Source organism: Macrococcus hajekii (genome assembly GCF_004359505.1).
In the GTDB taxonomy this organism is placed as follows: domain Bacteria; phylum Bacillota; class Bacilli; order Staphylococcales; family Staphylococcaceae; genus Macrococcus; species Macrococcus hajekii.
Map to the genome: position 1 here is coordinate 233986 of NZ_SCWE01000001.1, position 14308 is coordinate 248293.

Annotated in this window: 9 protein-coding genes and 1 pseudogene; 9 read left to right on the top strand and 1 reads right to left on the bottom strand. The window is 38.1% G+C overall.

Going from position 1 to position 14308, the window contains the following annotated elements; all coding sequences use genetic code 11:
• The first annotated feature begins 3 nt into the window (after positions 1-3).
• The 4 genes and pseudogenes from ERX37_RS01330 (at position 4) to ERX37_RS01345 (ending at position 7593) form a co-directional block, all read left to right on the top strand.
• Positions 4-2583 carry a type I restriction-modification system subunit M gene (locus ERX37_RS01330; protein ID WP_133428847.1) on the top strand — a complete coding sequence of 860 codons (2580 nt, stop codon included), beginning with the start codon at positions 4-6 and terminating at the stop codon, positions 2581-2583.
• Positions 2584-3804: a restriction endonuclease subunit S gene (locus ERX37_RS01335; RefSeq protein WP_133428848.1), complete on the top strand. Its 1221-nt coding sequence runs from the start codon at positions 2584-2586 to the stop codon at positions 3802-3804.
• Positions 3805-4000: 196 nt separating this feature from the next.
• Positions 4001-4564 (top strand): annotated as a pseudogene (locus ERX37_RS01340) (restriction endonuclease subunit S); the annotation flags it as partial.
• Positions 4501-7593, top strand: coding sequence for a type I restriction endonuclease subunit R, EcoR124 family (locus ERX37_RS01345; RefSeq protein WP_229713140.1), 3093 nt, complete (start codon positions 4501-4503; stop codon positions 7591-7593). The pseudogene ERX37_RS01340 and the gene ERX37_RS01345, both read left to right, overlap by 64 nt.
• A gap of 44 nt (positions 7594-7637) precedes the next feature.
• On the opposite strand, the gene ERX37_RS01350 is transcribed toward ERX37_RS01345, so the two are convergent.
• Entirely contained in the window at positions 7638-8570 is a 933-nt protein-coding gene (locus tag ERX37_RS01350; protein WP_133428850.1) for a site-specific integrase, read from the bottom strand.
• Positions 8571-8979: 409 nt separating this feature from the next.
• Between ERX37_RS01350 and ERX37_RS01355 the strand changes: the two genes are divergently transcribed.
• The 5 genes from ERX37_RS01355 to pheT all read left to right on the top strand — a co-directional run bounded on the left by ERX37_RS01355 (position 8980) and on the right by pheT (position 14228).
• A complete protein-coding gene (locus tag ERX37_RS01355) occupies positions 8980-9486 on the top strand; it encodes a hypothetical protein (RefSeq protein ID WP_133428851.1) in 507 nt (168 codons plus the stop codon).
• Positions 9487-9522: 36 nt separating this feature from the next.
• Positions 9523-9984 (top strand): class I SAM-dependent methyltransferase, encoded by a 462-nt coding sequence (locus tag ERX37_RS01360; RefSeq protein WP_133428852.1) that lies wholly within the window; start codon positions 9523-9525, stop codon positions 9982-9984.
• Positions 9985-10119: 135 nt separating this feature from the next.
• Positions 10120-10269: a hypothetical protein gene (locus tag ERX37_RS11385; protein WP_165981935.1), complete on the top strand. Its 150-nt coding sequence runs from the start codon at positions 10120-10122 to the stop codon at positions 10267-10269.
• 508 nt (positions 10270-10777) lie between these two features.
• Positions 10778-11848, top strand: coding sequence for a phenylalanine--tRNA ligase subunit alpha (gene pheS / locus ERX37_RS01365; RefSeq protein ID WP_133428853.1), 1071 nt, complete (start codon positions 10778-10780; stop codon positions 11846-11848).
• Positions 11835-14228, top strand: a complete 2394-nt coding sequence (gene pheT, locus ERX37_RS01370; protein WP_133428854.1) for a phenylalanine--tRNA ligase subunit beta — start codon at positions 11835-11837, stop codon at positions 14226-14228. Before pheS ends, pheT begins: the two co-directional genes overlap by 14 nt.
• Positions 14229-14308: the final 80 nt, after the last annotated feature.

The window sequence follows — 14308 nt, forward strand, 5'->3', positions numbered from 1 at the left end:
ATTATGTATACATCTGACGAAATTAAACGCAAATTGTGGGATGGTGCCAATGATTTACGGGGCTCTATGGATGCAAGTAAATATAAAGATTATATGCTGGGACTGATGTTCTATAAATTTTTAAGTGATAAAACACTTGAGACGTTCAGAAAAGTGGCAGGTATTTCAGATAAAGAAGATTTAATTAATCAATTCAAACAATCATACGAAGAATATGGCGAGGAACTTTTAAAAATGATACAAGACGTTCTGGGCTATTATGTGCTTCCAGAACATCTTTATCAGACTTGGCTTGATGATATTCGAAGCGGAGATTTTGAGTTACAGAAAGTAATCGATAGTCTGAATAATTTCGAACGGACGATTGCAGTAACGGATGAGATGGATGATTTTAAAGGGTTATTCTCAAGTTCAATCATTGACTTAAACAATAGTGCACTTGGTAGTGATTTAAATAAACGGAGTAAAAACGTCAAAGACTTAATATTATTGTTTGCTGACTTCAACATGGTTGATCTCCAGGAAGGGGATATTTTAGGGGATGCCTATGAATATCTGATTGGACAGTTTGCTTCTAATGCAGGAAAAAAAGCAGGAGAGTTCTATACACCACGTCAGATTAGTGAGATTATGGCACAGATTGTCGCGAAGACAACTGATGTTACAACGATATATGACCCTACAGTTGGATCAGGTTCATTATTATTGACAGTAAGGAAACACTTGAGTGAGCAAGCACAGAAAGATTTACATTACTATGGTCAGGAGTATATTACTGAGACCTACAACCTGACAAGAATGAACCTACTTCTCCACGGCGTACGACCAGAAAAGATGAATATTAAGAATGGTAACACATTAGCACAAGATTGGCCGGAAGATCCGGAACGTCCAAGTGAAGGTGTTCAGTTCGATGCGGTCGTTATGAATCCACCATATTCAGATAAACGGTGGAACGACCGAGAAGAGATGCCACTCAAAGTCAGTGATCCTCGTTTTGCTGATTTTGGTGTACTGCCTCCAAGTACTAAAGGGGATTTCGCATACTTAATGCATGGTCTCTTCCATTTAGGACAGAATGGTACAATGGCAATCGTTTTACCTCATGGTGTCTTATTTCGAGGAGCGGCAGAAGGAGAAATTCGTAAGCGACTGATAGAGAAGAACTATATCGATGCTATCATCGGCTTACCAGGGCAGATGTTCACGAATACAGGCATCCCGGTATGTGTACTGATTCTTAAAAAGAACCGTAAGTTAGGTAATCCTGTACTCTTCATTGATTCATCTAATCACTTCACTAAAATCGGTAAACAGAATGTGCTGCAGGAGAAAGATATCGCACGAATCGTCGATACATATATTGAGAAAACTGAACTTGAAGGTTATAGTCATTTAGCAACTAGAGAAGAGATGATTGAAAATGACTATAACTTAAACATCCCGCGTTATGTTGAAAGTATTGATAACGAAATTCCACAGGATGTAGATGGACATTTATACGGTGGTATTCCACAGTCTAATATAAATGATCTTGATATGTTAAATTCAACTGTTGGTGATATTTTAAAGCAGTCACTTGATCCTATCAGATTAGGTTATGTGCAGTTGAATCAATCTATATCAGAAGTGATAGAGAAAGTCATGAAAGATGAACGTGTTGTAGTGAAATCTGAGCAAGTTAAATCAGATATGCAGACATTTATAGACAAATACATGGCGATTATTAGAACAATTGATAAAGAAACTAATTTAGTAGAACTCAAAGAAGCAATGTTGACTGAAGTAAAAGAAATACTCTCTCATTATGACTATGTGGATGAATATTTAGGCTATCAAGTGGTAGCTGAGATATGGAAGAATAGTTTGATGAGTGATGCTGAACTAATTGCAATAAGTGGATTCTATGAAACAGGACGATTACGTGATAAGAACATGGTCACTAAAGGAACAGGCGATAAGAAAAGACAGGAGCAAGATGGCTGGATCGGCGCGATTATCCCGAATGAACTGATAGTGAAGAATTTATATGCTGAAGAACAGACAGCAATCGAAGACTTGAAAATGCGCGTCAGTGAAATAGACAGTGAATTATCAGAGCTTGTTGAATCAGCAAAAGTAGAAGACAGTGATGAATATAATGTACTCTATGAATCAATCAAGAAGAATGATGAAGATGAGCCGCAAGATGCATTTGACGCGAAGAAAGTGAAAGCTGAACTGAAAGAAACGGCAAAAGATAGTAAAGAATATGACATGCTGAAAAAAGTAGATCAGCTGATGAATGAGAAAACGAAGAATAATAAAAAGATAAAAGAAGATGAAAAAGAACTGACGGAAGCGGTTTATGAAAGAATTGAGCAGCTGACAGATGAAGAAATAGATGATCTTACACAACAAAAATGGTTCGGTACCATTCAGCATGACATGATGAAGTTAGTTGAAGCACCTATTCAGAAAGAACTAGCAACATTAGAAATGCTGAATACGAGATATAAAGATACGTTGGAATCGATAGATAAAGAAATAGAAGCGGCAGAAAAATCATTAAAAGAGTTGATGTCGCAGTTAGTGGTGAAATAAATGAGCGAAAAAAACGAAAATATACCAAAAAGACGGTTCAAAGAGTTCGAAAACGCACCCGCTTGGGAACAGCGTGAGTTGGGGAAGATAGGACGTATTAGTACCGGAAATACCCCCTCTACAAAATACGCTGATTATTATTCAGAGGATGGTATGTTATGGATTACGCCAACAGATATAAAGAATAATATAACCACTTCTTCAGAACGAAAGCTAAGTGTTGAAGGGATACAAAAAGCGAGAAAAGCTCCTGGCGGATCTATATTGGTTACTTGTATTGCAAGTATTGGAAAGAATACTTTGATAGAGAAAGAGTGTGGATATAATCAACAAATTAATGCTTTAGCTCCATACAGTAAATATGATTCATACTTTCTTTTAACTCAATCAAAGTTTTGGTCATTAAAGATGAGTAATATTGCTGCTTCAGGTACTATGCAAATAGTAAATAAGAGAGAATTCTCTAAATTAAATTTCTTATTTCCAAATAATGATGAACAAATCAAAATTGGGAAGTTATTTAAAGAACTCGATAACGCCATCACCCTTCATCAGCGTAAATTAAATAAATTAAAGAATACAAAAGAAGCCTACTTAAATGAGTTGTTTCCTGCTGAAGGAGAGCGTAAGCCTAAGAGACGATTCTCTAACTATACAGATGAATGGAAATCTATAAGGTGGTCTGAATCAGTTAATATTTCAACAGAAATGGTTAATCCTCAAGAAATTCAATATCAGTACTTACCTCATGTTGGACCAGGCAATATCGAGAGTTTTACAGGCAGGATATTAAATAATGTAAAATTAGTGAAAGATGAAAATTTAATTAGTGGGAAATTTAGATTTAGGCCAGATGATATAGTATATGGAAAAATCAACCCTCAGCTTGCAAAATATTCTTATGCAACTTTTGATGGTCTGACTAGTGCAGATGCATATGTTTTAAGAAGTAATAGAAAGTTAGATCAATCATTCTTATACTGTATTTTACACACAAAATATTTTTATAATTATTCAGTAAGCGTTTCTAAAAGATCGGGAATGCCTAAAATTAATCGTGCTGAACTAGGAATATATGAATTTTTTGCCCCTTCACTTGAGGAGCAAAGATGTATAGGAAAATTATTTCTAAGGTTAGATAAAACTATAAATAATCAATATAATAAAATTGAAAAGTTGAGAAATTTAAAAAAATCTTATCTCGAAGAACTTTTTGTTTAAATTCAGCGTGAGTAAAGATGAGTTAATAAAATCAGAACTTGGCTTAATAGTTAGGAACTTAAATAGTGAAGGAAGTAAATAAGAGTATTTTTATAATTATATATTAATAAAAATTACTAAATTTAAAGTTTCTTTCTTTAATTTATATTCATTTTACACAATTTATTCTTTTTAGAGGTAAGCTTGGGAACAGCGTAAGGTTGAAGACATGTGTGAAGTCTCGACAGGTAAGGGAAATACAAAAGATAAATCAGTTAACGGAAAATATCCTTTCTACGTCCGTTCAGAGAATATTGAGAAGAGTGATAGTTATCTTTATGATCAAGAAGCTGTCTTAACAGTAGGAGATGGTGTAGGCACTGGAAAAGTTTATCATTATGTAAATGGAAAATATAACCTTCATCAACGAGTATATAGAATGTTTGATTTTAATTTTGATATTTCAGCCAAATACTATTATCTTTATTTCTCTAATAATTTTAAAAAAAGAGTTTTGTCAATGACCGCTAAGACTTCAGTCGATTCTGTTCGTTTAGAAATGATAACAAAAATGAATATTATGTATCCTGGAAAAGAAGAACAAATTAAAATTGTTTCACTTTTTGAAAATCTTGATCAAACCATCACCCTTCATCAGCGTAAGGGTATGTATATTTATACGTTATGTGAGCTCAGATACTTAAAAAGGGGAGAGAAATGGGAATGGTTTCGGGTTTTGATAAGGATTATGCTGAGAATATATTTCAAGATAGATTTGTGAATGAGCTTAAGAAGTATAAGTGGGAGGCACCTGATTTTTTAAATGGTAATAAGCAGAGGGTGACTGTTCAGGATTTGATTGATCACTGGCGTGGTGAGTTGAATCGTCTGAATGCTGACCAGCTTGAGGGTGTTGAACTTACTGATAATGAGTTCAGTCAGGTGATGCACAAGGTGAATCAGATCAGCAATAGCTATGAAGCTGCCAAACTGCTGGCAATTGAGGAGTCTAAGGGTAAAATCGATGGTATTTTCCGTGACCGCCATCCTTCTGTGACGCGTGAACAGGTGACTTTGACGATTTTTAAGAAGGCTGAGGTCAGAGGTGGAGATTCTTCTTATCGTATCGCGAGAGAAGTGGAGACTGATAAGAATAGTCGTTTTGATCTGGTGCTGCTGATTAATGGCCTGCCATTGATTAATATTGAACAGAAGCGTACTGATAAATCCCTTGATGAAGCGTATGGTCAGTTTATCCGCTACTACAAAAAAGGTGAATATATTAATAACTTCATGGCTTTCTCGCAGATGATGGTTATTGTTTCAGAGATTGAAACCAGATACTTTGCAACACCCAAGTCATTGAAAGATTTCAATAAAGCATTTGTGTTTCACTGGTCTGATAAAGATAATAAACCGATGCACGACTGGAAACGTATTGTTGAAAATTTTCTCATGATTCCGATGGCACATCAAATGGTTGGTGATTATCTTGTTATTGATGAAGCACGTGATGAAGAGAATAGAAGACACATGTTGATGCGCCCTTATCAGGTATACGCCTTGCAAGCTGTTGAACGTGCTGTTTTCGGATGGGATAATGAAACGAAGCAGCCACATGGTGGTTATGTCTGGCATACAACGGGTTCAGGTAAAACAATCACAAGTTTTAAAACGGCTTTATTTTTATCAACACGAGCTGGCTTTGATAAAGTCATTTTCTTAGTTGATAGAAGGGAACTTGATAATCGTACATCTGAGAACTTCAAGGCTTATGCAGCATATGAGTCTGTGGATGTTGATGATACAAAAGCGACGTATGTTCTGAAGAAGCAACTAAAGTCTGCTAAATCCGGTATTGTAGTTACGACGACATTCAAACTTCATTCGCTTGTCAAAGATATGATAGAACAGCACGATGAGAGTTTGACTGATAAAAAGTTGATCTTCATTATTGACGAGGCACATCGTACGACAATGGGACAGATGATGGGAACGATTAAGTCATATTTCAGAAAAAATGGACTATTTTATGGCTTCACTGGTACGCCTTTATTTGATGAGAATAACGCTAAAGGCAAGATTAACGAAAAAAGTGAAGTCATCAATACGACTGAGAAGTTATTTGGACCAAAACTTCATCAGTATACAATTGACGAAGCGATAGCGGATGGGAATGTACTCGGTTTTCATGTTGATTATATCAATACAGGTGAGTTCACAGGCTATGATGACTTAAGGGAAAAACTGATAGAAGCCTTTCTTAATGAAAAGCCAGATCAAAATGAAAATCAGTTAGAACGTGAGATCTATAGTTTAACTGAAGCAGAAGTGGAGAAGCTGGCAGTTAAACATAGAGTCTTGATTTATCAAGATGAAACACATATTCCACGCGTAGTGACACGAATTCTTGATAACTGGCAAAATCAATCTAAGAATGGTGAGTTCAATGCTATTTTGACAGTTGCCTATAAAAATAGAGTCATCGCCTATTACAATGAGTTTAAGAGACAGATTGCAGAGCGGAAAGAGAAGCCGAATGTAGCAATGACTTTTAGTTTCGGTAATGAAAATGATCCAGACCAGTATGATATTGATATGATACAATCCATGTTCAAGGATTATGCTGAGTTTACAGGAATAGAATTTTTCGCAGGTAACAAGAAAAAGGGTGAAGAGGCATACTTTGAAGATGTCGTTGAACGCGCGACACGTGGTGGTAGCGGTAGAAATCCTAAAAATATTGATTTTGTTATCGTAGCAGATCAGTTACTGACAGGTTATGACTCCAAAAGATTAAATACGCTCTATGTTGACCGTAGACTCGAGTTACAGGGTCTTATTCAGGCTTATTCCAGAACTAATCGTGTATTTGGAAATGCTAAAGAATTTGGTACTATCATCAACTTCCAGTATCCTCGTCTGACCCAGGAGACTGTTAATGAAGCTCTTGAGCTATATGGCAGCGGAGGAACAAGTAGTCTTGCTTTGGTGGAATTGTACGAAACAGCAGTTGCGATGTTACGTGTCAAAATTGATGAAATGGTAGAAACTTTGACGGATCCAACAGAGTGGGCAATGCTTAAGCGTAACAAAGAAGATATGGAGGCCTTTAAGCAGTCTTATAGACGTGCGGCGATACAGTTAAATCTTGTCAAACAATACTATGAATATGAATGGGATGATATTCAGTTCGGTATGACAGAGCATACATGGTTAAAGTATGTTGGGGCTTACAAAAACTTATTCCCGATTGATGGACAAGATGATGATCCTCCATACATTGTTCCTTTAACTGGCAGAACTAAGCTTGCAGGTTCACAGATTATTGATGCACCTTATATTCTGAGTTTAATCGGTGACAAAATCACTGTAGAAAACGGTGTACAGACTGTCGACGAGGAGACGCTTCGTATAACTTATGAACAGATTCAAGAACTAAGTAATATGGGTGATTATCAGCAAGCACAGTTACTTGAGTCTTTCGTTAAGGAAGAGTTAGTTCCAGGTAATTTGTCATCTGATGTTCATTTTGACTATGCATTTGAAAGATGGAAAGAACAAATTATCCAAGAAGAAGTGAATATCTTTGCGAAGACTTGGGGTGTTGATTCTGATATTCTGTTCCAATCTGTTAAGAGCTATTCCAAGTTGAAGCCTAAAGAAGTTCCATATATTGATGATATTATTTCTGGCAAAAATTTTGCTAGAGCAATAGATCAGTCAGCAGGCAATGCCCTTAAACATAATATGGCATTGCGAAACAAGTTAGCTGAATGGATGAATGAACTCAATATTAAATACTATTGATAATAAGAGCCCTGGCAGTCGCTGAGGCTCTTATTTAATATCATCTAACTTAAGCCAGAAAGCGAACGCATAATGATATCAACGTCCTGATTTTCAAGCTCATGAATGATATGAATATAGGTTTTCTGAGTGGTGGTCATGCTAGAGTGTCCTAAACGTCGAGCCACACTGGCAAGTGAAACACCTGAGAAAAGGAGAAGAGAGGCATGTGTATGACGCAAGCCGTGAATTGAAATTACAGGTATGTTAGATTTCTCGCATAATCGAGCAAGTAGACTGTTAATAGTTGAGTTATATATTTTATCTCCTGGTGTGACAAATATGGGCTGATCTTCAGGCAAGTTTCTAAGCAGTTCGGAAAACTGAATGACGGTCTGCCAGTCGAGCTGGATTTTTCTAACAGAAGACTGGTTTTTCGTAGGCAGGAAACCACCATTCATCTTATAGTCCCATGTTTTGCTAATACTCAAAGACTGATGTGCAAAGTCGAAGTCAGCTGGCGTAAGCGCAAGTGCTTCAGAGAAACGCATACCAGTTTTAGCAACTAGTAAGATAAACCAGTGCCAGTTGATTTGAGGAGATAAATTCAATTGAGTCAGAAGTGTATGCAGTTCAAACTGGTTGAGATATTTTATTTTTTTCACTCTCGGTGTCTTTCCTTTGATGATTGCTTTACGAGTAGGATCTCGCTCTATATAGCCTTCATCTACTGCATCGAGAATAGCACCTTTAAGCTGATGATGGAAATCCATCGTTGTCTGGCGTTCATGTTCTAACGCATAGTCGTTCAGAAGTTGCTGATAAGTGATGCGGGTCATCTCATTTAATCGCAAGTCAGGAATTAATTTAATCAGCCACTGGTGTGTCATTAAATATTTCGACATCGTGACTCTTCTAATAGCACCTTCCTTGTAGATTGTAATCCATTGTTTGTAGTAATCATGGAACAGATCGTCTTTACTAATGTGAGTTAACATATATTAAACCTCCTTAGGAATTAAGAACCATACTGAATAGGGTGATGATCGTTAATATAATGGAGAAAGTGACTCATTTGATTATATTTTAATCTTAATTTTGTAATGATTTGTATTGAAATTTGAACTTTTTAGAAACTTGTTATATTAAAATTTATGTAATTAATCAATTTATAGGTAAAAATGAATTAAAACCTCAAATAAAAAAGAAAACGATTTCTCCACTTTAACGAAGTATTCATACTACCTTATAATGATGAAAGTATTAAATTAATGAAAATTATTAATAAATCAGAGGTTTTATTGGTCTGAACACCCTTGTGCCAGACAACATAATGATTGCGAAAATAAGGGCAACTAATATATTCGGGATACTCATCAAAACTTATAAATGACAGGGGCTATTAATATGTCAGCTATTATGAATGAAATCAGCATCAATCCAGAAGGGGTGACTCCATTTTTTCAAGTTCATTCTGAAAAGAGAGTAAAGTTTTCGTGGGACAAGCTAGATAAAAATATAGTAACGGATTTAATTCATACTATTTTTGGAGAGACACAAATCACGATGACCGTTCTGATAGGCTGTTCTTATGAACTGAATTTTGTTAAAGAGAAAACAGGGATCGGAAAATTTTTTACCATCACTAACTGGAAAGAAACATTTATTGAATCAGAAGACCGTGAATTGCAATTTGCAATAGTTCAGATTGAAAGAATCAAGAGGGATGAAATCATCAACTATTGCATGAAGATAAAAAATGGCCATCCACAAGCATACATTACATTTAAGGATGAGACCTCACTGCTTTACGTGAGTACGGATGTGATGGATATTGTCAGTCAGGATAGAAGTTTGTTTACAGATCTCAAAAAGAAATATCACGACATTGTCGATGTGTATTGGGAAGCGTGAGCGAACATAAATTAAATAGCTATAAGGGGGATTAAGATGATTAAGCACAACTTTTATGATGGAGATGGATTGTTTGAAGAGTTCAGTAAAATCAGAAGTAATGAAGTGAATTTCAATGATCTGGTTGAGACGCCTATTCTACTTAAGATGCTGCCGGACTTAACGGGAAAATCAGTGATTGATATCGGGTGCGGCATGGGACAGCATGCGAAACAATATGCTGAACTGGGCGCAAAATCAGTGCTCGGCATTGATATTTCCTACAAGATGCTGAGTGTCGCTAAAGAGAAGTATTGTTTAGATAATATTGAATATAAGAGACTGGCGATGGAAGATATAAGTGAGATTAATGATACATACGATATTGTGACGAGTTCACTGGTCTTTGATTACGTGAAAGACTTTGATAAACTCATGGCTGATATTTATCAGATCATGCATGAAGGCTCTGAATTTATCTTTAGTACATCGCATCCGATTGTCACTTCCTATGACTAGACATATCCGCGCTGGACGCGTAATAAGAGTGACGACAAAATTTATGCTAATCTCTATCAGTATTTTGTTGAAGGGGAGAAGCAGTTTCCTTGGGGCGGTGATGATATCGTCACCTATCACCGAACAGTAGCTAGTATGATTAACGGAATTATCAAGGCAGGGTTTACGCTCGTTGAATGTCAGGAATCGGTGGCGGATGCAGAACTGCGAGAAAGATATCCTGAAATATTCGCGGGCACGATTCATCGGCCGGATTTTATATTCTTTAAATGCGTGAAAAGTTAGAGAAATACAGTAACAAATTTTTATACAATCATCTAATATTACAATTTGTACTTTTCAATATAATGTTTAGAATTAAGACATCGAGTAATGTTGTCATATTAAGCAGAATCTGGGAGTAGTGAGGGGTTTTTTGCCTATTGGTTTGTGTCGTCCTTATATAAAATTTGGCGATATAATTTTATATTCTTTTTTCCTGTCCTAATTCCTTATCCTCACTTGATTGTCACTCCTCAATCTCCTATAATGAATAGGAAATGAATAATAACCGATAAAAAGACGGGTCATATTGTTTTTGTCTAGAGAGTGGTCGACTGTGGTGCAACGATCATCTTAAGCTGTATGTCTTTTCATCTTTTTGGTTGCTTAATAAGAAGTTAAGCCGGATATGCCCGTTACGCATGAATGAAGTGTATGCTTAGGCATAAATTTGGGTGGTACCGCGGAAGTCTTTCGTCCCTTTTTTGAGGATGATGGGCTATTTTTTTATCTATTTTTGAGGAGGATTATTATGGAGCTTAAAGATAAGTTAAGTGCTTTGCAGCAAGAAGCGCTGTCTAAAGTCAGTGCAGCAAGTGATGCGCAAGGTCTGCAGCAGGTAAAGGTGGAGTATCTCGGTAAGAAAGGGATTATCACTGGATTGATGAAAGAGATGAAGAGTCTGCCAAATGAGGAGAAGCCGAAGTTCGGTCAGCTTGTAAATGAGGCGCGTCAAGCTGTTGAAGCGGCGATGACGGAGAAAGATACGGAGCTGAAAGAGAAGGCGATCAATGAGAAGCTGGCGAATGAAACAATTGATATTTCGCTGCCAGGTCGTTCGTTTAATGTGGGTAGTGCGCACCCTTTGACGAAAATCGTTGAGGAGCTTGAGGATTTATTTATCGGTCTTGGTTATGAGGTTGTGGAAGGTTACGAAGTGGAGACGGATTATTATAACTTCGAGGCGCTGAACTTACCGAAGTCTCACCCGGCGCGCGATATGCAGGATAGTTTCTATATTACTGAAGAGTTGTTAATGCGTACACATACGTCACCAGTGCAGGCACGGACACTTGAGAGCCGTAAAGGTCAAGGTCCTGTTAAAATTATTTGTCCCGGTAAAGTTTATCGTCGTGATAGCGATGACGCGACGCATAGTCATCAGTTCACCCAGATTGAAGGTCTTGTCGTAGACACGAACATCAAGATGAGTGATTTAAAGGGGACACTTGAGCTGTTTGCGAAGAAAATGTTCGGTGCTGAACGTGAAATTCGTCTTCGTCCAAGTTTCTTCCCGTTTACTGAGCCATCTGTTGAAGTTGATATTTCATGTTTTAAATGCGGTGGTGCAGGTTGTAATGTATGTAAAGGAACGGGCTGGATTGAAATTCTCGGTGCAGGCATGGTTCATCCGAATGTACTCGAGATGGCAGGCTTTGATTCAGAGAAATACTCTGGATTTGCCTTTGGTATGGGACCAGACCGTATCGCGATGCTGAAGTACGGTATTGAAGATATTCGTCATTTCTATACGGATGATCTGCGTTTCCTTGAACAGTTCAAAGCAGTAGAAGATGGAGGTAGTGAACATGTTAGTCAGTAAAGAATGGCTGAGTGAATTTGTCCGCGTCAATGTGCCAGTGGTAGAACTGGCTGAGAAAATTACAAGAAGCGGTATTGAAGTAGAAGAGATCACGGATTACACAAAGGATATTAAAAACCTTGTCGTAGGTCACGTACTGACAAAAGAAAAACATCCGGATGCAGATAAACTCAATGTCACGACTGTTGATGTCGGTGAAGAGACCCTACAGATTGTCTGCGGTGCACCGAATGTAGAAGCGGGTCAGTACGTTATCGTCTGTAAACCAGGTGGACGTCTGCCGGGCGGTGTAAAAATTAAACGTGCGAAACTCCGTGGTGTTGAATCTAATGGCATGATCTGTTCACTGGGTGAGCTTGGCATTGCTAAAAATTTAGTGCCGGCACAGTATGAGACAGGTATCTTTAATTTCCCTGAAGAATTAACACCTGGGACTGATGCACTTGAAGCATTATTTTTAGCAGACGGTGTGATGGAGTTCGGTCTGACACCAAACCGTGCTGATGCGATGAGTATGCTGGGTTCTGCTTATGAAGTCAGCGCATTGTATGAAGAAGAGATTGAATTTCCTGAAGCGGATTTAGAAGAATCAGGTAACGCGGCAGATGCGATTGCAGTGAGAATCGAGGATACAGATGCTTCTCCTTATTATGCGGCGCGTGTCGTTCGCGATGTAGTCGTTAAGCCTTCACCGACATGGATGCAGATGCGTCTGATTAAAGCAGGGATTCGTCCGATCAATAATGTGGTCGACATATCGAACTATGTCATGATGGAAATCGGTCAGCCGCTCCATATGTTTGATGCTGATAAAATCGGTTCTAGTGAAATCGTAGTGCGTTATGCGTCTGAAGGTGAGAAGATGACAACGCTTGATGACAAGGAACGTGAACTGACGACTGAAGACATCGTCGTTACAAATGGCAATGAACCGATTGCACTTGCGGGTGTCATGGGCGGTGATTTCTCTGAAGTCACTGAAGAGACGAAAAATGTTGTCATTGAATCTGCGTTGTTCAATGCAATCAATGTTCGTAAAACTTCTCGTCAGACTGGTCTTCGTTCAGAGGCATCAAGTCGTTTTGAAAAAGGTGTAGCACCTGAACGCGTGAATATGGCGCTTGACCGTGCAGCATTTTTATTACAGGAACATGCTGAAGGGAATGTGCTTGCTGGTATCGTATCAGCTGGTGAGCTGCCTGAACTGGAAGTGACGATTCAGATTACGACAGATGAAGTGAATGGACTGGTTGGTTTTGATTTATCAAATACTGAGATTAAGACCATTTTTGAACGTCTTGGTTTTGATAGTCAGGTGGATGGTGACTCATTTAATGTGCATGTACCGACAAGACGCGGTGATATCACGATTAAGGAAGATCTGATCGAAGAAGTGGCACGTATATATGGCTACGATGAACTGCCGTCAACTCTTCCGATGATGAACGCAAGTAAACGTGTCGGTCTAACAGCTTATCAGGCGAAACGTCGCGCAGTGAAACATCTGCTTGAAGGACTCGGTCTGAATCAGGCCATCACATATGCACTCGTATCTGAAGAAAAAGCACAGCAGTTCACAGATCACACGCAGGATACAGTGAAACTGATGATGCCAATGAGTGCAGACCATGCTGTCTTACGTCAAAGTTTATTGCCTCATTTGATTGATGCAGTTCAATATAATAATGCGCGTCAGATGAAAGACGTTGCATTATATGAAATTGGTAATATATTCCATAGTCGTGGCACAGAGCAGCCAGTTGAAATTGAGAATATTGCCGGAATAATTACAGGTCAGTTCAGTGCGACTGAGTGGCAAGATAAAGTAGAACCTGTTGATTTCTATGTCATGAAGGGGATTGTTGAAGCCTTAGCAGCTAAATTAAATGTTGAATTTACTTATGAACGTGCTGAAGTGGAAGAATTGCATCCTGGCCGAAGTGCACGTGTATTACTGAACGGAAAAGTAATCGGTGTAATCGGACAGTTACATCCACTCGTTGAAGCAGCTCATGACTTGAAGGCGACGTATGTCTTTGAACTGAACTTGCAGCATCTATTAGAGGAAACAAGTGCTGTGAAATATCATATGATTCCTAAGTTCCCAGGTATTTCACGTGATATCGCGCTTGAAGTAGAACGCGCGCGTGATACAGGTGAGTTGATTGACATCATTATGAATGCTGATAAGAAATACTTACAGCGTGCAATGGTGTTCGATGTCTACGAAGGTGAACATATCGCTGAAGATAAAAAATCGGTAGCTATTCGTATGGAATTCCTGAATCTTGAAGAAACATTAAAAGATGAGGATATCCAGCCGGTTGTCGACCGAATTCTTGAGAATTTGACTGCAGCTGGTGCAAAATTAAGAGGCTAGATTGAAGAGAGACCTGAGAAGGTCTCTTTTTTGTGCGTTAATAACGATGTGACATGACGTGGAAAAGAGATTTGAGCGTC

What these genes read in the sequence shown, in the direction of transcription:
- ERX37_RS01330 (WP_133428847.1), top strand. Translation starts at nt 4, where the DNA reads ATGTATACATCTGACGAAATTAAACGCAAATTGTGGGATGGTGCCAAT.
- pheT (WP_133428854.1), top strand. Translation starts at nt 11,835, where the DNA reads ATGTTAGTCAGTAAAGAATGGCTGAGTGAATTTGTCCGCGTCAATGTG.
- ERX37_RS01360 (WP_133428852.1), top strand. Translation starts at nt 9,523, where the DNA reads ATGATTAAGCACAACTTTTATGATGGAGATGGATTGTTTGAAGAGTTC.
- ERX37_RS01355 (WP_133428851.1), top strand. Translation starts at nt 8,980, where the DNA reads ATGTCAGCTATTATGAATGAAATCAGCATCAATCCAGAAGGGGTGACT.
- pheS (WP_133428853.1), top strand. Translation starts at nt 10,778, where the DNA reads ATGGAGCTTAAAGATAAGTTAAGTGCTTTGCAGCAAGAAGCGCTGTCT.
- ERX37_RS11385 (WP_165981935.1), top strand. Translation starts at nt 10,120, where the DNA reads ATGATTAACGGAATTATCAAGGCAGGGTTTACGCTCGTTGAATGTCAG.
- ERX37_RS01345 (WP_229713140.1), top strand. Translation starts at nt 4,501, where the DNA reads ATGGGAATGGTTTCGGGTTTTGATAAGGATTATGCTGAGAATATATTT.
- ERX37_RS01350 (WP_133428850.1), bottom strand. Translation starts at nt 8,570, where the DNA reads ATGTTAACTCACATTAGTAAAGACGATCTGTTCCATGATTACTACAAA.
- ERX37_RS01335 (WP_133428848.1), top strand. Translation starts at nt 2,584, where the DNA reads ATGAGCGAAAAAAACGAAAATATACCAAAAAGACGGTTCAAAGAGTTC.